Annotated in this window: 17 protein-coding genes; 5 read left to right on the top strand and 12 right to left on the bottom strand. The window is 48.6% G+C overall.

All coding sequences use genetic code 11. The annotated features are described in order from the left end of the window. Positions 1 to 511: 511 nt before the first annotated feature. From IEW26_RS27745 to IEW26_RS27775, 7 genes are all read right to left on the bottom strand, one after another. The gene (locus IEW26_RS27745) at positions 512 to 1066 is read right to left on the bottom strand and encodes a GNAT family N-acetyltransferase (RefSeq protein WP_188594753.1); all 555 of its coding nucleotides are present in this window, start codon (positions 1064 to 1066) and stop codon (positions 512 to 514) included. 262 nt (positions 1067 to 1328) lie between these two features. Continuing rightward, positions 1329 to 2933, bottom strand: coding sequence for a response regulator (locus IEW26_RS27750; protein WP_188594754.1), 1605 nt, complete (start codon positions 2931 to 2933; stop codon positions 1329 to 1331). Next, complete coding sequence (locus IEW26_RS27755) at positions 2930 to 4768, bottom strand: sensor histidine kinase (RefSeq protein WP_188594755.1); 1839 nt, start codon at positions 4766 to 4768, stop codon at positions 2930 to 2932. The genes IEW26_RS27750 and IEW26_RS27755 overlap by 4 nt, the downstream gene beginning before the upstream one ends. Before the next feature lie 27 nt (positions 4769 to 4795). Beyond that, positions 4796 to 5644 carry a carbohydrate ABC transporter permease gene (locus IEW26_RS27760; protein WP_188594756.1) on the bottom strand — a complete coding sequence of 283 codons (849 nt, stop codon included), beginning with the start codon at positions 5642 to 5644 and terminating at the stop codon, positions 4796 to 4798. After that, positions 5641 to 6591, bottom strand: coding sequence for a carbohydrate ABC transporter permease (locus IEW26_RS27765; protein WP_229730083.1), 951 nt, complete (start codon positions 6589 to 6591; stop codon positions 5641 to 5643). Before IEW26_RS27765 ends, IEW26_RS27760 begins: the two co-directional genes overlap by 4 nt. 104 nt (positions 6592 to 6695) lie before the next feature. Next, on the bottom strand, positions 6696 to 8027 hold the full coding sequence (locus IEW26_RS27770; protein WP_111270407.1) for an ABC transporter substrate-binding protein: 1332 nt from the start codon (positions 8025 to 8027) through the stop codon (positions 6696 to 6698). 219 nt (positions 8028 to 8246) lie between these two features. Further along, the gene (locus tag IEW26_RS27775) at positions 8247 to 10523 is read right to left on the bottom strand and encodes a glycoside hydrolase family 88/105 protein (protein ID WP_188594757.1); all 2277 of its coding nucleotides are present in this window, start codon (positions 10521 to 10523) and stop codon (positions 8247 to 8249) included. Between the two features lie 371 nt (positions 10524 to 10894). On the opposite strand from IEW26_RS27775, the gene IEW26_RS27780 reads away from it, so the two are divergent. Beyond that, complete coding sequence (locus tag IEW26_RS27780; RefSeq protein ID WP_188594758.1) at positions 10895 to 11722, top strand: methyl-accepting chemotaxis protein; 828 nt, start codon at positions 10895 to 10897, stop codon at positions 11720 to 11722. 187 nt (positions 11723 to 11909) lie between these two features. Here the strand turns inward: IEW26_RS27780 and IEW26_RS27785 are convergent, their stop codons facing one another. Next, positions 11910 to 12728, bottom strand: a complete 819-nt coding sequence (locus IEW26_RS27785) for an endonuclease/exonuclease/phosphatase family protein (RefSeq protein WP_188594759.1) — start codon at positions 12726 to 12728, stop codon at positions 11910 to 11912. A gap of 224 nt (positions 12729 to 12952) precedes the next feature. Here IEW26_RS27785 and IEW26_RS27790 point away from each other — a divergent pair, with 224 nt between their 5' ends. Then, on the top strand, positions 12953 to 14797 hold the full coding sequence (locus IEW26_RS27790) for an SWIM zinc finger family protein (RefSeq protein WP_229730084.1): 1845 nt from the start codon (positions 12953 to 12955) through the stop codon (positions 14795 to 14797). After that, positions 14794 to 17826, top strand: a complete 3033-nt coding sequence (locus IEW26_RS27795; protein WP_188594761.1) for a DEAD/DEAH box helicase — start codon at positions 14794 to 14796, stop codon at positions 17824 to 17826. The genes IEW26_RS27790 and IEW26_RS27795 overlap by 4 nt, the downstream gene beginning before the upstream one ends. Positions 17827 to 17954: 128 nt before the next feature. Here the strand turns inward: IEW26_RS27795 and IEW26_RS27800 are convergent, their stop codons facing one another. From IEW26_RS27800 to IEW26_RS27815, 4 genes are all read right to left on the bottom strand, one after another. After that, complete coding sequence (locus IEW26_RS27800) at positions 17955 to 18422, bottom strand: hypothetical protein (protein WP_145405757.1); 468 nt, start codon at positions 18420 to 18422, stop codon at positions 17955 to 17957. Between the two features lie 134 nt (positions 18423 to 18556). Further along, on the bottom strand, positions 18557 to 20023 hold the full coding sequence (locus IEW26_RS27805; RefSeq protein ID WP_188594762.1) for a glycoside hydrolase family 1 protein: 1467 nt from the start codon (positions 20021 to 20023) through the stop codon (positions 18557 to 18559). 24 nt (positions 20024 to 20047) lie between these two features. Beyond that, positions 20048 to 21982: a beta-glucoside-specific PTS transporter subunit IIABC gene (locus IEW26_RS27810; protein ID WP_188594763.1), complete on the bottom strand. Its 1935-nt coding sequence runs from the start codon at positions 21980 to 21982 to the stop codon at positions 20048 to 20050. Between the two features lie 212 nt (positions 21983 to 22194). Next, entirely contained in the window at positions 22195 to 23031 is an 837-nt protein-coding gene (locus tag IEW26_RS27815) for a PRD domain-containing protein (protein WP_145405759.1), read from the bottom strand. A 427-nt stretch (positions 23032 to 23458) separates the two neighbouring features. Here IEW26_RS27815 and udk point away from each other — a divergent pair, with 427 nt between their 5' ends. Then, on the top strand, positions 23459 to 24091 hold the full coding sequence (gene udk / locus IEW26_RS27820) for a uridine kinase (RefSeq protein ID WP_184187096.1): 633 nt from the start codon (positions 23459 to 23461) through the stop codon (positions 24089 to 24091). Positions 24092 to 24241: 150 nt separating this feature from the next. Continuing rightward, positions 24242 to 24571, top strand: a complete 330-nt coding sequence (csaA, locus tag IEW26_RS27825) for a chaperone CsaA (protein ID WP_111270396.1) — start codon at positions 24242 to 24244, stop codon at positions 24569 to 24571. The last annotated feature ends 211 nt before the right edge of the window (positions 24572 to 24782 follow it).

The raw sequence follows: 24782 nt of genomic DNA on the forward strand, positions 1-24782 counted from the left end.
GCTCATTTTGAATCTGACGAGATTATAAATCTCATTGTTGATCTTGCAAGCAAGATCAGTACTCACTCGTTGTTCAGTTTTCAAAGATCAAACTTCTTTTCGCCGCCGTCGCTCGTTCGCTTCAGCAACTCTTATATCTTATCATGTCCGAACCAACTTTGCAAGCTCTTTTTTTCAAGCTTCTTTGGAAGCTCTTTTGTAAGCTACTTGCCGCACCGTGTAAACCGTGTTTTCTTGGCCGGAATTAGAATATACCATATAACGAAACAGTTGACAACTTGTAAAATATCCCACAACAACTCCTCTCAAATCCCCTCACAAATACTTGTCTCCATACAAAACCTTTGACTGTATAGTCGCAATACACATATCAATCCACATCGTACATTTAGTTTTTTTCTCTGAATTTATGCTTACAACATCTGGCCGTGCAAAAGTCCCTTCATATGAAGACTCCTAGTATAGAAGCCCTCAACTCATCAATTCCAATATTATTCTTGTTGATTACTCCTCATGGTAACACCTTAGCGAATCTCCCCATGATAAGGGTATCGTAATATTGTCCATCAGCATGTCGTCGGTCCCGCTTGAGAACACCTTCAACCTCAAACCCGTGCATCTCATACAGGCGTATGGCCTTCTCGTTCGTTGCAAGCACCTTTAATGTTACCTTCTCCACAGCATTCTTGTCCGCCCATTCCAGACACAACTTCAATAACTCTTTGCCAATGCCGTACCCCCAGAATGAACGGGCGACACACACTCCAAACTCTACCTGATGCTTGAAACGCTTCAACTCTGTCCCCGCACATCGGCAGTATGCAGCAATCTGACCTGATACCTCGGCTACCAGAAAAAGATTCGTACTCCTTTCAGCATCCATACGAATGATTTCTTCAAAACCCGCCTCATCGATGAAAGCTTCCCCTGCTTCACGATCCATATTTTCCGTTTCCCCGTCCAACTGCACACGAAGTGCGCTTAAGACGCCAGCATCACTTACCTCGGCTGAACGAATCATGTATCTCATGCCTTTAACTTCATACTCCTGCTGCTTAATAATCACCTTGATCCACTCTCCTCCTTCCCATTATAAAATAAAACCACTTAAATCCTCGCTCAATTCACATATCCAGCTCGTTTTCAGCCGTCTTTAAATCTGTTTCTTCTATACAAAATCTACTATTCCGAATCCATTTCTTACTACACTGCACCGAAATTCCCTTAACCTTCCCTTCCTCATCTCATTCATACATATCTGAACCTTATTATCTGACCCATGCTTATCTTACGTTACAAGCCATCACCGATCTGTCAGATCACCCACACTAACCAATCTCGGACGGGCTTTTTCCCGTCAGCATCTTAAACACCTGGCTAAAATACGTCGCGTTGCGGAATCCCGTCATCTCGCTCACTTCATAGACCATATAATGTCCTGATTGCAGCAGCTCCATCGCTCGCTGGATACGATATCCATTCAGATAGCTGACAAAATTCTCTCCCGTCACCCTTTTGAATAACTGACTCAAATATTTGGGGTGCACAAAAAGATTTTTGGCAATCGCCTCGAAACTGATCTCCTCTGCGTAATGCTCCTCCACATACTGTTTCACTTGTGCAATGAGCTTGTTGCTTTTCTTTTCGCCCATCTCTTTGCGAAGCTGCTCCAGCCAGTCCCGGATCACACCATTCATCCAGCCAATCAGATCATGCAGGGCATACTTCGATTGGATCTCGCGCAAGAAATCACTCATCGTGAGCGGAGGGGTCAACATCGGCTGCTGCTTTTTCCAGCTGTGCATCATCGTATCAAACAAACTGACTGCTATGACCTGGGCATCCTGAATGCCCGCACAATTTCCTTCCTGCAGAGAACGGAACAGGTGAAGCCATATTTCCTCTGCCTGACTTATTCGCATATCAGCCCAAGCCTCATCCCACTGGTGAAGCAACAAGGAATAATCCGTTACACTACGCTCCGCTCCCTCGGATGCCTCATAGTGATATATACGGCTTCCACCTTGAAACTCCGCTCGTTCTACCGCTTCCCGGCTCTCCAGATATGAGTCAATGACCTCACAAGGATGGTGCTTTACCCGGCCAATACCCGCACTGACCTCAATTTTCAGATACGTAAAGATCTGATCCATCATTCGGCCTACAAGCACCTGCAATTCTTCAAAATAATCCTGATCCCCCAGCATCAGCAGCACAAATACCTGATCCGAATAGTCTACAATCTCCAGCTGACAATCTGCCATACGGGAGCCATGTTCCTTCACCGTCTCCTGAATAATATCTGCCGCCCCATAGCGCAGCAGCTGCCAGTCCCGCTCCTTCATACGTGTCATAAAACCAGGACGATTCAGATGCAGACTAACGGCTCGAACCTGAGCGTATATCCGAAATCCGATATATTCCATTCTCGCTTCAGGCAATTCATCGGCCCGATAGCGGGTGGTAAGTAGTTCATGCAGAAACTGCTTGCGCAGATAAGGAAGCACCCGCCCTGCTTCTTGTTTGTACGTCCGCTCCAGTCGCTCATGCCGCTCTCGCACATCCTGTTCCAGCAGTACCTCCCGCAGCACAGACTCAATCTCCTCCACCTCCGCCGGCTTCAGCAAAAAGTGATTCACGCCCCAGCGCATAGCTGCTCTGGCGTTCTCGAACTCGTCATATCCACTAAGGATGATAATCGGCAGATGAGGATAGTCACGCCGCAGCGCCTGCGTAACCTCAAGTCCAGTCATGCCCGGCAAATACACATCGGTCATCACGAGATCAGGGTGCATACGTTCGAAAAGCTCCAACGCCTCCTCACCGCTTGCAGCTGTACCTGCAATGCTCAGGCCCAATGAGGACCAGTCGATATGCTCGGTCAGCGCTTTGACAATATGCGGATCATCATCCACAAGCATAATGGTCTTCATCCTTTTTCACCGTCCAGCCACAGATTTAATTGCTCTTCGGTCTCAATTCGCGGCAGCGTGATTTGCACCTCCACACCACCTGAACCTCTATTACTCAGCTGCACGCCGTACCTTTGCCCGCAATACAGCTGTATGCGCTCATGCACGTTGCGTACTCCAATCCCTTTCGAATCTTCTATGCTCCATTCATTCGGCAAACCTTGTCCATTATCCGTAATCCGTATCCTGATATCAGGCACAGGCTCATCGATCTGGTCAATATGCACCTGAATACGGAGTGCTTCTTCATTTGAATGTCCGTGCATAACGGCATTTTCAATAAAAGGCTGCAAAATGATTTTCGGAATATAACAACCCCGAATGCGCGGATCAATCCTTTCCTGATAATGAATAGCAAACGGCAAGCGTTCGGATTGAATGCTGACGTAACACCGGGCATGCTCCAGCTCATCACGCACACGAATAAACAGTTTGCCCCCGCTCAGCCCGATCCGCAGCAGCTTGCTCAGCTGTACGATCATACGACTGATGTCCTTGGCTTCATAATCGAGAGCACGCCAGTGAATCATATCCAGCGTATTGTACAGAAAATGGGGTTTGATCTGCGCTTCAAGCAGGCTGGTCTGGGCTTCGCGTTTGGCACGACTCTCATCCTTGACCTGCTCCATAAGCCCCGTCAGCTGTGAAGCCATATGGTTGAACCCGTATGCCAAGTGGGCATATTCCTCCGTAAACGACAGTTGTACACGGGTGTTGAAGTCTCCTTTTTCAAGCTGTCTCATACGTTTAATCAATTGCCGCAACGGACGGATAATCTGCCTTACAAACAAGTAAGCAAGCACAGCGGAGCAAAGCAGTCCGAGCACTGCGATACCAAGGATCTGCCAGCCCGCTTGCCGAACTGGAGACAACAGCGTATACACGGGAATCGTCTGCACAAGCCGCCATTGGAGCATCGCTGGTTTGGAGTAGAGCACCAGTTGAGCACCTCCAGGTTGACCCGACACCACTTCAAACCCATCTTCACCAGGATGGACATGCTCCAGAATCCAGTCACTATCTATAATAGAAGAAGACGAATCTGTATAAGTCTGATCAGACCAGGCATCCCCCTCTACCGCAGCAGCTTTCCCCATCTGCATCACGACATTGCCAGCGGTATCTACCAGCAGCACATTGCCGTCCAGCACCATCGGTACATCAGCGAACCTGCGTACGATATCCGCTCTGCTTAGACGAATGAGCACATAAGCGACCGTCCCGCCTCGACTGTCATAGATCCGCTGTGCATATCCAACCAAGGATTGCCCTGATTCATTCTCACGAAGTGGGACCCAGGAGGCATCTGCCTTTTCCAGTGCAGAAAACCATGAATCATTCGCAAGGGTGTCTAACGTATAAATATGGTCAGCCATCGTAACAGTCACTTCATTAAATGCATCCGTATACAGCTCAACTGAGGTGATGCCTTCACTTACCACGATGGTATGATCGAGAATTCGCGAAACCTCTCGCCGCTGGTGGATCTGTGCGAGCCTTCCTGTATTGGTCGTCTCCAGCAAACTAGACAACTCTCTGTTGCTCGCCAGGCTATAGGCTGTACCTGTCACTCCTGTGATAAAATCAAAGCCCCGTCTTGTGCTCTCATTCAGAAGCGCGAGTCGCGCTTTACTGATTTCAGTAAAGGTAACGGCAGAGAAGGACTGATAGGACAACCAGACGACAATAGAAACAAGCAACAGATTAAACGCAATAAAGCAAGTCACCATCAACGTGGAGAGCTTGCTTTGTTGCAGCTTTTGAAGAATATAGGAAGACCATCTTGCTTTTCGCATAAGGAATCAACTCGTTTCGTCTTGGAATTACCCTTTGAGCCCGGAGGTCGCGATTCCTTCCACGAAGTACTTTTGACACATGATAAATACGATGAAACATGGCACAAGGGATAAAACAGACATTGCGAACATTGGACCCCAATCGGATTGTGAGCTGGAATCGAGGAACAACCGCAGTCCCAGCGGAACGGTGTACTTGCTCACATCGCTCAAGTAGATCAGCTGACTGAAGAAATCATCCCATGTCCACAGGAATGTGAAGATCATCGTGGTGACGAGTGCCGGAAAAGCGAGCGGGATAATGATTTTGGTATAGATTCTCACTGGACCACATCCATCAATTGTCGCCGCTTCATCGAGCTCTTGAGGCAGCCCCCGGAAAAACTGTACCATCAGGAATATGAAAAATGCATCCGTTGCCAGCCATTTCGGGATGACTAGCGGCAAGTACGTATTCACCCACTCCAGATGATTAAAAAGGATATACTGCGGAATCAGCGTAACATGATGAGGCAGCATAATCGTCATCAGCATCAATCCGAAGCAGACAGCCTTGAAGCGAAAATTCAGCCGGGCGAAGGCATATGCCGCCATAGAGCAGGAGATCACGTTGCCCAGCACGGCTCCCAGCGATAGAACGATGGAGTTCGTCAGAAATTTGGAAAAGGCATTCCCCTGAATTCCCGACCAGCCTGTCATATAATTTTGCCAATTCCACTCCTTCGGCCAGAACCAGGTCTCCGTAAAAATCATGTGTCCTGGCTTGAACGAGCTGCCCAGCATCCATAAGACAGGATAAAGCATGACAAAAGCAATGCCCGAGATCAGTACGTGCTTTGTCACAATCCATGCTGCAGAATTCCGTTGTCCAATCATGATTTTCCACCATCCTCATAGTGTACCCACAACTTGCTGCTGCGGAATACGAGCAATGTAAATACGCCGATCAGAATTACCAGCACCCACGCCATCGCGGAAGCATAGCCCATCTGGAAGAAGGAAAATCCTTTTTTGTACAGATATAGCGAGTACATCAGTGTTGAATTCACTGGTCCACCACTACCGTTGCTGATGATGAAGGCCTGTGTGAACGATTGAAAGGATGTGATCAGCTGCATAACCAGGTTAAAGAAAATGACCGGAGACAGAATCGGCAATGTGATATAGAAAAATCTGCGCATCGGACCTGCTCCATCCACTGCCGAAGCTTCATCGTACTCCGGAGGAATCTGCTTGAGTCCTGCCAGAAAAATGATCATCGACGAACCGAACTGCCATACGGACAACAGTACAATGGAGTACAGTGCATATTTCGGATTTGCTACCCAATCTGGTGCCTTGATCCCGATCATCGCCAGCACACTGTTGAGCAGTCCGTCACCGCCCAGCATTTTACGCCACAACATCGCAATAGCTACACTGCCCCCGAGCAGTGTCGGGATATAATACACCGTGCGGTAAATCCCCAGGCCGCGGATGCCTTTATTGAGCAGCATGGCAACAAACAGGGCAAAGATCAATTTAAGCGGCACGGATACAGCAACATAGGTGAACGTCACCTGAAGTGACTTGGCAAACAATTTGTCAGACGTAAACATGGTAGTGTAGTTATCCAGACCGACCCAGTTCGGGGCGGCCAGGATACTGTAATCGGTAAAGGAAATATATAACGATGCAAGCATGGGACCCAGGGTCAGGAACAATAATCCGACAAGCCAGGGCGCGAGAAATAATAAGGCGGCTCCATTATGGGCGTAGCGACGTTTCACACGCCGGGCGGCTACTTTCTCGATTCTGGCTTGACTGACCTGTGATGTCGTCATTTTCGCAACCTCCCCGCAGTATTTGAAGTATTCGGAACGGTTATCGACCAGTTACATGTAAGGCACAAGTTGAGCTTGTTTACCGTTATGGCGGCTTCAACTCGTTACTGGCTGGATGCAAGCGTTGCTTTGGCACCTTCAATAAACTGAGTGATAATGTCTGTCATGCTGCCTTGGCCAAAAGCGATCTGTTCGCTTGCACTTTTGAAACTCGTGTCCACTTCAGCGAATCCTTGCGGGTATGGCGGGCTAATCTCACTGGAATGTTTGGATACCGTATCAATGAATTGGAAGATAACCTGCTCGGACTCTGACAGCTTCGGCTGCATCTGCTCACGAATGCTTGCATTAACAGGCACACCGCGCTCCGAGCCAAGAATCGCCGTTGCTTCCGGGTCATTCACCATAAAGTCAATGAACATGGCAACTTCTTTAGGATGCTTGGACTTGGCATAACCCGACATGAACTGACCTGGCTTCAGGTACTCACCAATTCGCTGTTCATTCACGCCGTGAGGCAGCACTTGAATGCCAAGCTTATGATCCTGGTTTTTGTTCACCTGCTGGAATGTCAGCAACTGATTCGACCAGGCAAAATCCATTGCGGCTGTACCTAAGGAGATCGGTCTTGTCTCCAGGGCATTTGTTGTAGAAGCTGTAACTTCGGCAGAGGTAGCCCCTCTGTTCTCACGCAGCTTAGCCCACATCTCGAACCACTGCTTCAATTGATCATTGGTCGCTGTGATCGTACCGTCTTCGAACAAACCTTTGCCTGACTGACGCACAAATACCTCAAACATATTCGTAGCACCGGAAATGTCAGCCGAGCCGTAGAAGCCATCTCCCTTGTCCGCAGCGATTTTGGATGCAATCGCGGAGAAATCATCCCAAGTCCAGCTTTCTTTTGGCTCTTCAATGCCCAGCTGCTGGAATAAAGTTGCATCATAGATGACACCCGGTGCGTTCACTCCAAGGGTAATCGCATATAATTTATCGTCGATCGAGCCAGCTTTGATCATGCTTTTGTCATGATCTGCGATCCGCAGCTCTTTATCAGCATACGGAGTCAGATCGAGCAGGGCTCCGCGCCGTGCAAAGTCTGTCAGGAAGGCATAGTCCATCTGGATAATATCCGGGGCATTGGAGCCGGCAACCTGAGTTGTCAGCTTGTCAAAATATCCATCCCATCCCGAATATTCAGGTTTAATCGTAATGTTTGGATGCTTCTCTTCAAATAATTTGATCACTTTGGTGGTCAGATCATGTCTGGTCTGTGATCCCCACCAGGTCATGCGCAGTTCAATTTTGTCAGCTGCATCGCCTTGGCTTGTCTCCCCCGAAGATGCAGACTCATTTGAGGCTCCATTGGAACAGGCTGTAGCAAATAATAACAGGGACAGGCAGAACAGGGTTACCCACTTTTTTGTGCTGATCATGAATGAATTTCCTCCCCTTTTTGCTTATATGAAATCGCTTACAAATACATTGTAAACGCCTGTCACTACACATGACATAAACAAAAGTAAGCTATCTTGTCAAAAAAGTAAGGGTTTCCCGGGGAAGAAAAACCACCGGAAATTATCCCCGGTGGCGCTCCATTCCTCAAACATGATGGACATCCTTCATTCACTATAAGCTTTTCAAATATTTCATGTTTAATGTGCTGCTGAAGTCGTTGAAACAGAAGCAACGGGCGAGTTACTGATACGTTCCGACAGGTGCTTCTCCATTTTGGCTACCTCTGTCCCGGCCAGCATCATGATCCCAATGCCGTGGTTATCATTGGTCACTGTACGCAAGTCCTGATCGTAATACTCGGCTGTAAATGCATATCTTGATCCGCTGCATACACCGTGAACATTGCCTTGACGGTCAATAGCGCTGCAAACGAGTCCCTTCCAGGCCCGCTGAGCGGCCGCGACATAGGCTGCCGGGTCCTTGAACCAGCCGAAACGCACTCCACGCGCAAAACCATAAGCAAACATGGCTGTGCAGGAAGCTTCCAGATATGTCTGTGGATTGTTCAGCACCTGATGCCAGAGTCCACTCTCGCTCTGCAGGGCTGCATAACCTTCACATAGCTCATTGAAAAAGGCAATAAGCGCGGGACGCTCCGGATGTTCTTCCGGCAGAGCCTCCAACACTTCTGTCAAGGAGAACAGCGTCCATCCGTTGCCGCGGCCCCAAGGAATCTGTGTTGCCTGTTCATATTTGAAATCATACACATGAGACATAATCTTGTATTCTGGCATGAACAGATATTTGCGGTACAGTGTAAACTGTTTCGCTGCTTCATCGAGCGCTTCGGACTTCCCTGTCACACGGGCATACCGCACGAGGAACGGGGTACTCATATATAGATCATCTGCCCACATGGTGTTCTCCGCATATTCTCCGGCACATATACGATAGAATGCCCCATCTGGTCTGCGCTCCAGGCGGGAAAGCATGAAATCTGCGATGCGATCAGCAATCGGCAGGAAGGTTGGTTCCTTGCATTCGGTATATGACTCCAGCATCGCCGAGCCAAAGGAACCGCAGTTGTCCAGCATCTTCAGCATAATCAGCTGCTGATTGATTGCCGGGAATCCGTATTGCTCACGATCCCACAGCGAATATTCATACATCTGCGTGCAAGCCTGCACATGCTCAGCTGCATAACGTGTAATATCCGGTCTTTGCAGGTAACGTCCAGCTTGCAGCAATCCGTAAACGGTAACACCCAGCGGATAATCCCAGCGACCATAGTTGGTCACACTGCCCACTGTCCATTTGTTGCTCAGCATCGCATTCTCATAGTAAGGTCGAATGAAGGCATCTGGCCGATCCAGCCGCCAGTATGTCCGTTCTGCTCCTTGCTTCGCTGCACTTGTCTGGTACACACGATCCATGCGCATTAAATCCGCAAGCTCGGGTTCCGCACCAGCCTCAAATGGGCCAGCATAGAGCCAGCTATCGCCCGACGTTCCCTGCACTCGGTGCGGAAGCTTGAGCTGAAGCAATTCTGTCCCGGCGAATGCCTCCAGTTTAAATCCCCATGAGTCAGAGCCTGTTTGGCATTCACTGCGAATAAGAAGATCACTCTGGCCAAATGGGGCTATTACTTCCACTTCAAATGGTCCCGCTTCGTTGATTTCTGCAACGGATTGACCATCAAGCCATATGCGCATAGAACCTTGAGATTGTCCGGTTAACCGAACCGGACGTCCAGTTGCATCGCGATTGTCCAGATGTGTCCATGCATAAGCATGTCTTCCAGGGAGCAGCCCATAGATTCGTTCCAGAGCAGGTTTATTCTGCTCGGAAGCAGACCACTGAACCTCTGGCAGCCATTTCAAATCATTCTCTTCCTGGCCTGCGAGCAGGTTCGGCTGCGTACATGCGGATGACACAGGCTCGGAGATCACCCAGCCCGCATGCCCTGAACGCTCCTGAAAAGGCGCCAGCACATTCAAAATCCGCACTTTGCCTTCATCAGAGCCGAACTGGCAGCCAAAACCTGCAGGTGTATTTTTCATCTCCAGCCATACCGTATTCCAGCCAGGCTGAATGTCGATTCCCAACTTCACCGTTGCATCTGGTGTAATCTCATCGATAACCGTAGAACGGTAGATTAACTCATTGTTGAAATGGAAGCGTACCGGCCCATAGCAACGTACCAGCACATCCAGATTACGGTTCTCATCCCCCCAGACCAGTGCAGCGGCGTAGGAGATGTGATCCTTGGGCGCATCAGGAAAGCGTTTACTCATGTTCAGATCATAAAGCCCTTTGTCATTTTGCAAAATGCCCGACTGCTGAAACACGCGGTATACAAAATCAGCCTGTGCGTTTGCACCGATATATCTCTCTGCAAGCACCTTCAAAACCTGGTCCTGTTCTTCTCCGAATCGATAATACATGCTCTGCGGTTCACTGAAATATGTTGTCATGAATGCCACATCCCTCTCATGTTGGAATACAATTTTGATTTTCAAATCACGCCTGTATGCAGGACGACAATCTATTTTCTCAATAAGTAGATATAGCGCTTAACCTCCGTAGAACTTTCCCTTGGACGGGAAGGCAGTCGCTTTACTTTTAATGAACACCTCTGAATGAATATCCTTAGTATAACTGACATGGCTCATGGTGGCTACAGATTTTTGTTTGCGCTTACACTGCAATCTGTCATTTACCTAACCGTTACAAGATTATAGTCATAACCTTACAATATTTGTTTAATCATTTCTGGAAACATGACCGATAAATATATCATATAACACCAGATTATCCCATCTCATTTTGGAAGGACAGATTGATATTGAATACACTTGAAGCTCTGGTCCACGCAATGCCGTTTGTCAGTCAAATGTTCCGTGATGATATCTCCATCTCTATTAATGATCATGAAAAGGTATTATATTTCTCCGAAGCCCAAAGTCTGGATATCGGTGTAAAAGCCGGAGACGAGCTGCATGATGACTATAAGGATTTCAAGATGCTGACGAACAAGGACTCGCGTACCATCGTGCGCATGCCGGGTGACCTCCAGGGCAGACCCTTTGATTCGATCCTTATTCCTGTGAAGCAGAACGGGCAAGTTGTCGGTATTCTCGGGGTTAACTACGCTCTTGATAACCACCTGAAGCTGGAAAATTTGATTAGCGAAAATGAAACAACCATCAATGCTCTCGTTGGCGGCATTCAACAAATCGCAGCTCATTCAGAGCAGCTGTCGGCAACCTCGGAGGAAATTTTGCGAAATTCGAAGAAGGCTTCCGAGAACTCCGTGAACGTCACCAAAGTAACCAATGTCATTCGTGAGGTATCCGAGCAGACCAATCTGCTTGGCTTGAATGCCATGATCGAGGCCGCTCGTGTCGGGGAGCAGGGAGCCGGATTCGGCATAGTTGCCAGTGAAGTTCGCAAGCTCTCGGACCATACGAAGCAAGCTGCGTCAGATATCGAAACCTCGCTGGGAAGCGTGCAGGATTCCATGAAACATATGGAGCAGGAGATTGCACAAATATCAACAGCCACGGTGGATCAGGCCAAGCTTGTAACCGAATTCATGCAGAGTATAGAACAATTGGGCGAGACCAGTGCCAGCCTGAAAACCTTTGTGCAGCAAATGCTGGCACTCGAGTAATCCTGTTTAATTCAGAACTTTCATACTAGCCATCACGATATACATAACATATGAATTCAATACAAAATGAAAAAACCTCTGTTCGTTTTCTCTGGCAAGAAAATGAACAGAGGTTTCTTATGTTGAAGCAAAATTAGCAGCTCTCAAGTCAGCATGTCAGAATGAGAACTTTGTCCAGGTAGGAACATCAGATTTCAACTGCAACCCCAAAGTGATCCGACACGACAGGGCCGTTCTTGCCATCAAGCACCACTGTGGAGGATTGAGCCTGTATCGGACGATTCGAAAAAATATAATCAATCCGCAGCGGACGCTCATTGTTGGCCCATCCGGCAATCGCTTTGACAACGGTGGCTCCATCATCCTTTTGCTTCGCTGTCGTATACAGATCATTCCACCCATGCTGCATCATGTAGTCATATCCCTCTCCGCGAATCTCCGCCACGTTGTTAAAATCGCCCATCAGATATAGGGGCTGATGCATGTAAGGTGCAAGCTTGCTCTCCGTCAAATCCCACTGGCCCTTAAAAGGTTCCTGCGCATCGTCCCACCAATTGAAATGTCCATTAACAAACCATGCCGCTTCTCCGTGTACATTCGTCTCTATGCCTACGATTTTGCGTGTGCGGTAATTGTTGTAGTCCCGAATGTGGGATACATACTCCCCAAACGAATGTGTAATTGGCGTCCGGCTTAGAATCGCCAGTCCTTCATCATAAGTTCGAAACCCGATGTGGGTTGGAACCCAGGTCCAATAATACGTCTCTGTCAACTGCTGCAGCAGGACATGGGCATAGTTATCTTTTTTAATCACAGCGTGCGCATCAGTGGGTACATACGTCTTTAACGCTTCTTCAGGCAACGCACTCTCCTCAAGGGGCTGGTTAACCTCCTGCATGGAAATAACGTCGAACTGATGCTTATTGATAAAGTCAGCCAACTGGCTGATTTTGTTCCGTTGCTCTTCTTCTGCCCAGGCATGGACATTTAATGTAAGAATCTTCACGATGTCTCTCTCCTGCTCTAAAATAATCTGACCACAACTTCTGGCCGCCTTGCTCTCTGCATTGCTCTTAAAAGGAATACATATGATAAGCATACACAATATGAACTATTCCTGCATATCTGCACGAACAGCTCTGGAACTGATATGATAGAATCATTGATACTCTAGGTATGGACGTGGCACACGTCACCTTTAGTTAACCCATGTTTACCCCAGGAGATGGAATGATGAATATACCTGACGAATGGAAAATGGATGATGCGCAGTGGCAGGCATTGATTTTTAAGGTGGCGGAGCTTTATAACAACCTGACGATCATGCGCGGATTCCAATATTATAAACAGAAACGTGTTGGACCATTACTCTTCAGTCACCGCCAGACAAGGCATCATAATAATGCGGCAATCTACGATCATACTCAGAATTTCACTCGGGATCTTACTCAGGCAGAATCTAACGAATCCGGGACGATTACAGCCGAGGTACAGGGAACGGAAGCTTATACGGTTGTGCTGTACATAGAAGCCTTGTCGACCAGCCGCTGCACCTGTCCTGTTAACACGCCATGCAAACATATGGCTGCCGTATTGATGAGTTATGCCGAGCAGCAGGGGCGCCCTGTCCCTGCACTTGTGAATGCACATGCAACTACCTCCTTGAAGCAAGCTGCCAAATCCGTGGTCACTGCGTCCTCCGGGAGAGCATACAGCTTTGACAGTACCTCGGATCACGGGCAGTCCTTCGAAGACAAGAACGCTGTGGACGGACGCCAGTACAGCGAGATCAGGGAGCAAGCAGCAGCACTGGCCGGCATGAGCATACCGGAATGGCATGAGCTGTTTCGTGACAGCCTCCGGCGGCTGGGAACAGGTACAGCAACTACAGCTTACATTCAGGAGGCTTCCGATGAGCTGTATGCCATCAAGCCCAAGCTACCCGCCGCCATGGAGCAGCTGTTTGAGCTGCATGTGCTGCTCTACCTTATGCGGTACTGCATCCCGCCTGCACGTAATTCCATCACAAATACACCTGTGTATTTAAGTTACCCGGCCCAGCTGGCCGTGGATGCACTCCAGAAGAGACTTGAAGCCCTGCTGCTCCAGCCGCTTGACTGTTCTGGTCTTCAGGGTGTGACACTTGAGCAGTTCTGGGCAAGGCTGGTCGAGACCGCAGGTTATTTACGCACAGAAATGTTAACCGAGACGGCAAACATGATGTTTTTTACGCCAGTATACACCAAGCTATGGCTGAACTGGATTGTAACACAACCTCAGGGAAATTCAGATCTGCTGGAGACAGAACTGGCTACCCTGGACAGCATTGAGCAGGATGCTGTACAGCAAGCAAAGGAGCAGGAGCTTAACGGGCAGAGACAAGTCAAAAAAGTTATTCTTCCACTGCCGCTTGTTCTGGCTCAAGGCTGGATGCACTACCACCTGAAGCAGGATACAGCTGCATGGCAAAAGCTTGTCCATGGCAGCACTGCGTACGGTATTCCTCCTGAGCAGCTGCTATATTTCCTGCATACACTGGTCGATGCAGCTGAATGGACACGTCTAGCCGAATGGCTGGTGCAGCTAGGCCCTATGCTGACCAATCGGCGCAACACGCCGTTACAGGACTACATGCAGCTGTGGGATTTAACCATCCAGCATGTGCCGGAAGCAGAGCATCGCATGTGGGACACGCTTGTCAGCATGCTCCCTCACTCTCGACCTGCCTACGAAGAGGCGATGCATTCGCGCGGACAGTGGCGCAGGTGGATTGATTTTCAGCTGAGTACAGGTACGGAGCCGCTTGAATTCCGCGTTGCTGTACTGCAGCCGATCGAGAAGGAAGCACCTGAATTGCTGCTTCCGTTCTATCATCAGGCGGTGGAGCGATATGTTGGACATAAAAACAGGGATGGTTACAAAGCCGCAGTCAAGCTGCTGAAACGACTGTCCAAGATCTATAAAAAATTGAAGCATGATGAGCAGTGGGAGCACTTCATCACTACCCTCGCTGTCCGCAACAGCCGGTTACGCGCCCTGCAGGAGGAGCTTCGGAAAGGTAAGCTGATTCCATGAGTCTATTACATCCTTATACAGAAACAATCGAGGTACATGTTGCGTTGACCGGATATGGCGACGCCTTGTTCTATGGTGCCCTGAATACACATCACTTTGTCTCTGGTCAGTCGCTGAAGCAGCGTCTCTTCGCCTGGCATGTTCCGTCCTTCTACGGTACGGAGCTGGAAATTCGCCAGGTTGAAGAAGTGGAGCTGGTCGTACTGCCCGCCGAAGAAGTCCTTCCGTTCTTCGCTTCAATGAACACCCTGACTCATATCGAGTGGAAATGGGACGAGCAGGCAGCGTATCTCATTCAGCTGTCACCCATGCTTGCTTCCTCTATCGAGAACCGCAAATATGTTCCCAGCTTCGAGGCCTACCGCGCTGGTCAGCTGCAATGGAGCTGGGACTCTGACAGTCTGAAAAAACAGGACCTCGCCGCACTGCATGAAGCGTTCCGGCATACGGACGAGAGCTATGCCGAAGGGCTCGGCGCTGCCTACTCTGCCGCTGTATTCCAGCAATGGTACAGCACCGAAGAAGCAGCCGCCGATCTGCGGCGCGAGTTCCCGCAGCTCTTTCCCGAGCGCGGGATGATTCCGCGCACGGCTGGTCTTGATGCCCGGTCATGGCTGGTGTCCATCGGCTGGAAGGCCGATGCCGCACCATTCCGGCCGATGCTGCAGCTGCAGGAGCCAGATGAGGACGACTTTTCATGGCGACTTCGGCTGGTATTGCAGAACAAGCTGGACGCTGCTGTTCTCGTGCCTGTTATGCTTGATTCACACGGACGACTGGAGGGCGAGTGGCCTGAAGCGTGGACGCCATTCATTCTGGATCGTGCAGCGGGCTGGCTGGAGCAATTGCGCGCTCAGCTGCCGCGTCTTGGAAGCTCCATCAGCGGCAGACGTGATGTGCTGGGTGATCCGCTGGATGACATGCAGGCCTGGCAGTTCCTGACTCAGGAGAGCGGCCGCTTGCTGGCAGCAGGCTGGCAAGTGCTTCTGCCAGGCTGGTGGGAAGCAGCCCGCAAGAAAAAACCTAAGCTGCGTGCCAAGGTGAAACCGGAAGAAGGCAGCGAGCGTGGACAGTCCTTCTTCGGACTGGACTCTATTATTCATTTTGACTGGCGCATCGCAATTGGAGATACCGATCTTAGTGAAGAGGAATTTGCGGACCTGGTGGCCCGTAACGAGCGACTGGTTCGCTTTCGCGGCGAATGGATACCGCTCGATCCCGATCTGCTGGAACAGATCAAACGAGCAATGGGCGGTGTGGATCGGGAGCAGGGGCTCTCGTTTCAAGATATTCTGCACCTGCACCTGCTTCACAATGAGCAGCGGGAATATGCCAAGCAGAAGTGGAGAGAAGGTCAGCAGACCGAAGAAGAGCAGCCGCAAGCTCAGGCCAGCGAGAGTATCCGGCTTGAAGTGGAGTTAAACGAGCATCTGAATCGGGTCATTGCCCAGCTCGGAGGCGGCCAAGGTGGCGCTCCCTCTCTTCCTGTTCCGGGAGGACTTCATGCAGAGCTGCGTTCCTATCAGAAGGAGGGCTTTGCCTGGCTTGGCTTTCTGCGCAGATTTGGTCTGGGTGCTTGTCTTGCTGACGATATGGGACTTGGTAAAACCATTCAGTTTATTACGTATTTACTGCACATCAAAGAGCATGAGCCACGTTTGCCTGGACAAGCCCCGGCACTTCTCATCTGCCCCACCTCTGTGCTGGGTAACTGGCAGAAGGAGATCAGCCGCTTCGCTCCATCCATTCGGGTGAGCCTGCATTATGGCGCGCGGCGGTTAAGCGGGGAGGAATTTCAGGAGCAGACTGAGCAGTCGGATATTATAATCACCTCATATGCCACAGCCACACTGGATCAGGAGCTGCTCGAAAGCTACACCTGGTCTGCGATCTGTCTGGATGAAGCGCAGAATATCAAAAACGCGCAGACCAAACAATCCATGGCCGTGCGCAGCTTCCCGGCGAAACACCGCATCGCGCTCACGGGTACGCCGATTGAGAACCGGTTAGCCGAGCTGTGGTCCATCTATGACTTCATCAATCCAGGGTATCTCGGCAGCGCTCGCGCGTTCCAGACTCGCTTCATCAGTGCCATTGAGAAGGATAAGGATGAGCAGCGCATGCAGGATCTGCAGCAGCTCGTGAAACCCTTCATGCTTCGCCGAAAGAAAAAGGACCCGAATATCCAGCTTGATCTGCCGGATAAAAATGAAATGAAAACCTATATTCACCTCACAGGTGAACAAAGCGCATTATATGATCAAACCGTTCAGGCACTGATGGATAAAATGAAGGAACTTGAAGGTATCAAGCGGAAAGGCGCGATTCTATCCGCCTTAACCCAGTTGAAGCAGCTGTGTGACCATCCGCTGCTGCTGACCAAGGAGACGCTGCCGGAGGAACTTGCAGATGAGGGCTCGGCTGGCTCGGCTTATGACGTATACAGCCCGCAGGATATGGCGATGCTGATCAGCCGTTCTGCCAAGCTGGAGCGCTTGATGGAGCTTGTCCGCGAGCTGCGTGATGAGGGCGAGCGCTGCCTTATTTTCACCCAGTACATCGGTATGGGGCAGATGCTTCAGCAAGTGCTGCGGCAGGAACTGCAGGAGCCTGTATTGTATCTGCATGGAGGCACATCGAAGACCGCACGGGACCGTATGATTGAGGAATTCCAGTCTCGCAGTCTGCCTGCGGACAAACAGCCCTCGGTCTTCATTCTGTCGATTAAAGCTGGCGGTGTGGGGCTGAATCTGACGGCGGCCAATCACGTCTTCCACTTCGACCGCTGGTGGAATCCTGCGGTAGAGAATCAGGCGACAGACCGGGCTTATCGGATGGGCCAGACCAAGGATGTGCAGGTGCACAAGTTCATCTCTCTCGGTACACTGGAAGAACGAATCGACGAGATGCTGGAGAGCAAGCAGCAGCTAAGCGATAACATCATTACCAGTTCCGAGAACTGGATTACAGAGCTGTCTACGGATGAGCTGAAGGATCTGTTCACCCGGCGCAGAGACTGGTCTGGTTAAATTTTATTCTTTAAAAAAAAGAGCGAAGCTTGGGAAGGTTAGTCCCGGCTTCGCTCTTCTCATTTCATGCCGTTATGTTATGAATCTGTAAACGATCAGGCAACCTCGAAAGGCAGCGCAGCAATCGCTTAACGCATGTTGCCAATGATGGAGGATCTGGAGTCTTGCATTTTTTTAATGAAATTTGTCATGAGATCAAAAGCTTCATTCCGTTTGTTGGTCAGAGACTGCAGACGAAGCATATCCATTTGTTGCGAATTGCTGAGGGCATCAATCTGCCCTTTCAGTGACTGCACCGCTGCTTGATCCCCTCTTTGCTGCGCCGCTTGCAATTGTGCATTCAGCTCTGCAATTTGCTGATTGCGCTGCTGAACTACTTGAATCTGTGATTGCAGCTGGGATTCCAGCAATTTGCTGCGCTCCTGCTGAACCATCATCATCGCCGTTTCAATATCCATGGAAGAGATGTCCACGCTGGATAACGAAGATATCGGTTGAATCGCATAACTGCTTGCTGCCGAAGCAGAAGTAACAACCGATACAGCTGCAATTGCGGCAACAGCTGTTGAAGAGAGAAGCTTGATTGACTTTTTCATGGAATAGACCTCCCGACATATGTAGAAGACATCTGGTGAAGATTGACATCTTTCGACATGATTATACCAGAAGGCCCAGGACTTTAAATCTATTTATTTTAAATTTCAGATAAACTCCTTCAGTTCGGGATCAGCTATAACTCTGCCCCATTGGTGCGGATCACGTTCTGATACCAATAGAAAGAGTCCTTGCGGTACCTTCTCAGCGTACCCTTGCCGTAGTCGTCCTGATCCACGTAGATAAATCCGTAGCGTTTGCTCATCTCGGACGTGCCTGAGCTGATCATATCAATCGGCCCCCACATCGTATAACCAAGCACCTCTACGCCATCTGCAATGGCAAGTCCCATCTGTTCAATATGCTTGCTTAGGAAATCAATGCGATACGGATCATTCACTGTGCCATCCTCATTCAGTGTGTCGTAGAATCCCGAGCTGTTCTCCAGAATAAATACGGGCTTCTGATACCGGTCATAGACCAGATTCAGCGTATAACGAAGGCCGATCGGGTCGATCTGCCATCCCCACTCGTTTGCAGGCAGATGCGGGTTTTTATAAACGCTGTGCACGTTGCCTGCTGTCAGTTCAAGCTGCTCGGTATCACTGCTGGAGATCATGGAATTGTAATACGACATGCCTACAAAGTCAGCCGTATGTGCCCGAATCCCTTCCAGATCGCCCTCCTCGATACGGAGCTGAATGCCTTTATTTTTAAAATACGTCTTGCTGTAGTATGGGTACTCCCCCTTGTTGAGCACATCCAGATAAAACTGATTTTTCATCTGATCATCCTGCTGCATCTGAAGCGCATCCTCAGGCTTGCACGTATATGGATACGTTGTGAAATAGGCCACCATACTGCCAATCTGATTATTCGGATCGATCTCATGTGCCAGCCTGGTTGCTCTGGACGCAGCCACAAACTGGTGATGCAGCCCCTGGAAGAGCATTTCCTCATAATTAGGCGCGTCATAATCAATGATGCCTAACGTTTTTGCCGATGCTTTTACACTCATATTGATCTCGTTGAACGTAACCCAGTATTTCACTTTGCCTTTGTAGCGATTAAAAAGAACTTCGCAATACTTCACATACAGATCAACGAGCTTGCGGTTGTACCAGCCGCCGAACTTGTCCATCAGCACAATCGGGGTATCAAAATGACTGATCGTAATCAGCGGCTCCATGCCGTGCTTCAAACACTCATCAATAACCTGATCATAGAATTGCAGTGCTTTTTCGTTTGGAGCGGCATCATCCCCACCCGGAAATACTCTGGCCCAAGCGATGGAATAACGGAACACTTTGAAGCCCATCTCGGCAAACAAGGCAATATCCTCACGGAAACGATGGTAAAAATCAATCCCCCGCCGCTTAGGATAGTTCCCCGCATTCGGGTCTTTTCGAGCCTCCTCAATCATGTCCCAATTTACACGAATCTGCTTGGTCACCTTACGGTCGTTTTTCTCGTTAAACTTCATCACCTCGGGAATGGTCAGCGTTTTGCCATCCACATCGTACGCACCCTCGGCCTGGCAAGCAGATAGTGCACCGCCCCATAGAAAATCTTTTGGAAAATTGGAATTGGTTATATTGGTCATTCTAGTTTCCTCCTGTTATTTTATTTACGGAATGAGCTTGATCAGTGCTTCACTCTCCCGAATCGGGCCACTGCTCGCTGTGGTCAGCACATCTCCATACTGCTGCATATTGGTAACAACAATTGATGTGATCGTGTTATAACCTGCGGAAGTAATGCCGTCTGGATCGAACTCCACCAGCAATTCTCCTGCTTGGATGGTTTGTCCCTGCTTGATGTGTGCGTTAAAATATTTGCCTTTCAGGCTGACGGTGTCTACCCCGATATGAATCAGAATTTCTACGCCGTTATTTGCCTTCAGGCCAATAGCATGTTTCGTGCGGTAAAGAGCTTCAACAACACCGTCAAACGGGGCATACACCTTGCCTTCCGTCGGCACAATCGCAATGCCTTTTCCCATCAGTTCCTGTGCAAAGGCTTGATCCTCTACTTCGGAGATCGGTTTAATCTCCCCTGTCATTGGACTTACGATGAGCATATCTGTGGAGGAAGCTGTTAAAAGGGATGCTTCTGATGGTACTGTGCTTCCCGCAGCCATCGTTGGACTGTTATCTGCTGAGCCAGCATTTTTTTGCTTTGCCAGACTTGTTCCATCTGTATCTTCCTTAATGCCTGCAATCAGCGTGAATACAAAGGCTAATACCACTGAAGCAATACATCCGAGGATGACATAGATATAACGATCCGCTGTGTACGTGCCTAATGCCAATACACCTGGAAGGGCGATCGCATTAGCAGTCGTATGGACCAAACTATAGAATCCGCCAACGATACCGCCTGCAAGACAAGCTGCAAAGAAAGGACGTTTGTACTTCAATGTTACGCCATAGATCGCAGGTTCGGTAATGCCGAATAGCGCTGTTAATCCACTTGATCCTGCAGCAGATTTCATCGTTTTGTTCTTCGTCAGGACAAATACACCAAAGGCCGCGCCAGCTTGGGCCAGATTTGCGGCAAGTGCCGTAGGCAGCAGAACAGTCGCACCCAGTGTAGCCACTTGTTGAATCTGAATCGGCATGATGGCATAGTGCATACCGAACATAACCATAATCGGTTTAAAGAAACCGAGAATTGCACCTGCCAAAATACCAGCGGTGGAGAAGAGCGAGTTAATACCATTTGTCAGCCAGTCACCAATATGTGAGCCCACAGGACCAAATACGATGAGTTCAAGCGGAACCATAATAAACAGCACGATCATTGGCGTAAGCAACACTTGCAAAAACTTAGGGACTACTCGATTGACGAGCGGATATAAGTAACTCATAATCCAGACCGCCAGGATGATTGGAATGACGGAAGACGAGTATTTCATTAACAAAATCGGCATTCCTAGAAAGTCTATCGTGCTTACACCTGTCTCAGCAATTTTAGCAGCCGCATTCAGAATCGTCGGGTGCATCAGCCCAGCGGCAAGAGCTACCGCAAGATAGGGATTCGTTTTGAACTTATGTGCTGCACTGACTGCCAGGAAGAACGGCAGGAAATAAAAGATCAGATCACCGATCATATTGATGACGACCATGAATCCAGACCCTTCCAGCCATCCGAGTGCTGCCATTACCGTTGCCAGGCATTTGATCATGCCGCAGCCCACCAGTGCCGGGAGGATCGGGGTAAAGATACCGGCAATCGTTTCAAGTACCGCATTGAACGGATTGCGCTTTTTCTTCGATCCACTGCTTGCCGCGGATTCTTCGGAATTTTCCAGTCGATCTGATGTTAAGTTTTTGACTTCATTGTAAACGGCATCTACTTTCGCTCCAATGATGACTTGAACCTGTCCCCCGGAGTTCTGCGCTTTAAGCACACCCTCCAACTGATTCAGTGTCTTCAGATCGGCCTTACTGTCGTCCTTCAATACAAAACGTAAACGGGTAGCACAGTGTGTAAGTCCAGATATATTTTGCTCGCCGCCAACGAGTTCAAGCACGTTTTTAGCCAAGTCTTTGTTATTCATAACCCTATTCTCCTCTGCTTCATGATGGATAATTAGATATATATGAAAAATGACCAAGCCGGGGAATCGTCATTCCCTACGCTTGGTCATGCCTGATCGAATCAGTAACAGTCCATTAATGAGTATTCAGTTGCCTTCGCTTTTCCAGGTCTTATCTGTCCTCTTCGTTTTTGTGTAAATCAAGGAGTTTAGCCTATATAGTATTAAAGGAATCATTCCGCTGGTTCGTTGGAGGTTAATCGCTGGATATGCAAAATCAGATATAACTTTTCATCATCGGAACATGTCCAGCCATAGTTTGTTTTCAGGAAATCGGCGATCTTCTCCACACAAGCGAGTTCCTTCGGAAATTTTTCTTTTACCATCATGTACAGTGACTCATTCTCATCTTTCAACGATTTGCCGCTCATCTGTCGCATGATGAAGTACCTTATATGAGTTGCAAATCGCATGAAATGAATGGAGTCCTCTTGAAAATCAATCTTGAGTGCGTATTTGATTACAGAAAGGATCTCTCCCGTCACAGTAGTTACCTTTGTTGTATCACTCATCTCGCCGGAGCCTACCTGTGCATTGACAAAATGCAAGGCAAGCAGGGTGATCTCGGCTGACGGCAGAGCCAAATTCGTTTTCTCCTGAATAAGCTTCAGTGCAGCTTCACCCACCCGGGTTTCGTTCGGATAAAGCGTTCTCACTTCCCACTCCAGCGGATTTTTGATGCTGATCCCCTCTCTGGTTCGAGAAAGGGCGAAGCTGATATGGTCGGACAGGGTGAGAAGCAGGTTAGGGTTGAAGGTTTTGTTCAAAATTTCACTGCCCAGCTTCATGACTTCCTCTGCCAGATATATATCCTCAATCGGAATACTGTTGAGCAGATCATACATTCGGATGTTCTTTGGGGCTACGAAAATTTTCTCCACCAGGTCCGTCTCCGTCAGCTCATATGGCGTTTTGAGGAATCCCACACCTTTGCCTACGACAAAAACCTCTTCGTTATGTTCATTAATGGCAATCGCCACGTTATTGTTCACTTTCTTGATAACCTTCAATGTTCTCACCCCCCGCTAGAAATAAAAAAAGACCGAAAGCGATTACACTAAAGCAATCGAATTCGGTCATGCCTGGTTTCCCCAGTAACAGTCCGTGTTAGCAATATACCTTTATTATAGGCACATCCTTCGAAAAGTCAATCCGTTAATATCAGGAAAAAGGATGCAGTCTTTCTCCATGCCTTACCCGGCAGTCTAATCTATGTAAAACCGACCAAGGGCTGCATGTGCATGTGTATATGTTTGCTTGGTCCCGAAAGGCAAAACATGGTCTGCTGCTTTAGATGAAAAAGTCTGCGAGCTGTGATACAATGAAGGAATTGTGTATTCGCAGACAGACATGCAGATTGAGCTCAAAACGCAAACATTTTGAGTACTCTTCATCTATTGATCATACTGCCACTTTAGGGAGGTTTATGGAACAACCATGCTCATTATTGGTATCGCCGGAGGAACTGGCTCCGGCAAAACAACGGTAGCCCGCTCCGTTATTGAACGTTTGGGATCAGGCAAAGTGACCTTTATATCCCAGGACAATTATTACAAGGACCAGTCAGACCTTACACCCGAGCAGCGTCGGCTTACGAACTATGATCACCCGTTTGCCTTTGATAATGACCTGCTGATTGAGCATCTTACTCTTTTAAAAAAAGGGCAAGCCGCTTATGCTCCTGTATATGACTTCACCATAGATAACCGTGCGGCAGGGGAAACAATCGAACTTGCGCCCAACCACATTGTCATTGTAGAAGGTTTACATGTGCTTATTGATGAACATCTCCGCACACTACTTGATATCAAGGTTTTTGTGGATACCGACTCCGATGTACGGATTCTTCGCAGAGTGCTGCGGGACATGGAAGAGCGTGGGCGTACAATCCAGTCCGTATACAAGCAGTATCTTGAAACGGTCAAACCGATGCATGATGCGTTTATTGAGCCGTCCAAAAAATATGCCGATATCATTATCCCCGAAGGCGGGCATAACGAAGTGGGCATTCAGATGCTGTCTATTCTTACCGAGAAGTATCTCACGGGAGAGAACTGGAACAGATCCTAATCGGAAGCATTGTCTTTCGTGGGAGCATCTTATCACTGCGATTCAAGGGAAATCCAGATTACGATACAGCGTAATCTGGATTTTTGTTTTTTTCAGAACGATTCTTCATTTATACTATATAGCATCGTTGGTTGAAAGGAGTTTTACCTTATGGCTACTTTTGAAGAGTTTATGCAGCATGACATTCGAGTAGGCACTGTGGTGGAGGCCGAAGCCTTCTCGAAGGCGCGTGTTCCTGCAATTAAAATGAAAATTGATTTTGGACCGCTTGGTCTTAAAAATTCCAGTGCTCAAATTACCAACCGCTACTCGCCGGACATGATGATTGGCAAGCAGGTCGTTGCTGTCGTTAATTTTCCGCCGCGACGGATTGCGGGCTTTGTCTCTGAGGTACTTGTACTGGGCGGTGTGCCTGGCGAAGGAGATGTAGTCCTGCTTTCCCCGGATCATCCATTGCCCAATGGAACACCGATTGCCTGACTATATTTTTAAATTAGCGCAAAAAGTGTTTTCAAATGTTTGGAAATGGAGTATGATTTATGTATGCATGTAACAACTACATAAGTTTTGTTTTGGACCTTAAAGCATAAGGCTGTGAATCTGCGGATTCATGGCCTTTTTTGTTGTTTTTGAAGAGATTCAGGTCCTCCACATTTATCTATTTAACTGGCAAGGGAGTGTTTCGGTGATA

This window comes from Paenibacillus silvae (genome assembly GCF_014639235.1).
GTDB classification, from domain to species: Bacteria; Bacillota; Bacilli; order Paenibacillales; family Paenibacillaceae; genus Paenibacillus; species Paenibacillus silvae.

Coding starts and splice junctions, on each gene's coding strand:
- IEW26_RS27805 (WP_188594762.1), bottom strand. CDS start 20,023: ATGACCAATATAACCAATTCCAATTTTCCAAAAGATTTTCTATGGGGC.
- IEW26_RS27760 (WP_188594756.1), bottom strand. CDS start 5,644: ATGATTGGACAACGGAATTCTGCAGCATGGATTGTGACAAAGCACGTA.
- IEW26_RS27770 (WP_111270407.1), bottom strand. CDS start 8,027: ATGATCAGCACAAAAAAGTGGGTAACCCTGTTCTGCCTGTCCCTGTTA.
- IEW26_RS27810 (WP_188594763.1), bottom strand. CDS start 21,982: ATGAATAACAAAGACTTGGCTAAAAACGTGCTTGAACTCGTTGGCGGC.
- IEW26_RS27765 (WP_229730083.1), bottom strand. CDS start 6,591: ATGACGACATCACAGGTCAGTCAAGCCAGAATCGAGAAAGTAGCCGCC.
- IEW26_RS27790 (WP_229730084.1), top strand. CDS start 12,953: ATGATGAATATACCTGACGAATGGAAAATGGATGATGCGCAGTGGCAG.
- udk (WP_184187096.1), top strand. CDS start 23,459: ATGCTCATTATTGGTATCGCCGGAGGAACTGGCTCCGGCAAAACAACG.
- csaA (WP_111270396.1), top strand. CDS start 24,242: ATGGCTACTTTTGAAGAGTTTATGCAGCATGACATTCGAGTAGGCACT.
- IEW26_RS27775 (WP_188594757.1), bottom strand. CDS start 10,523: ATGACAACATATTTCAGTGAACCGCAGAGCATGTATTATCGATTCGGA.
- IEW26_RS27795 (WP_188594761.1), top strand. CDS start 14,794: ATGAGTCTATTACATCCTTATACAGAAACAATCGAGGTACATGTTGCG.
- IEW26_RS27800 (WP_145405757.1), bottom strand. CDS start 18,422: ATGAAAAAGTCAATCAAGCTTCTCTCTTCAACAGCTGTTGCCGCAATT.
- IEW26_RS27755 (WP_188594755.1), bottom strand. CDS start 4,768: ATGCGAAAAGCAAGATGGTCTTCCTATATTCTTCAAAAGCTGCAACAA.
- IEW26_RS27750 (WP_188594754.1), bottom strand. CDS start 2,933: ATGAAGACCATTATGCTTGTGGATGATGATCCGCATATTGTCAAAGCG.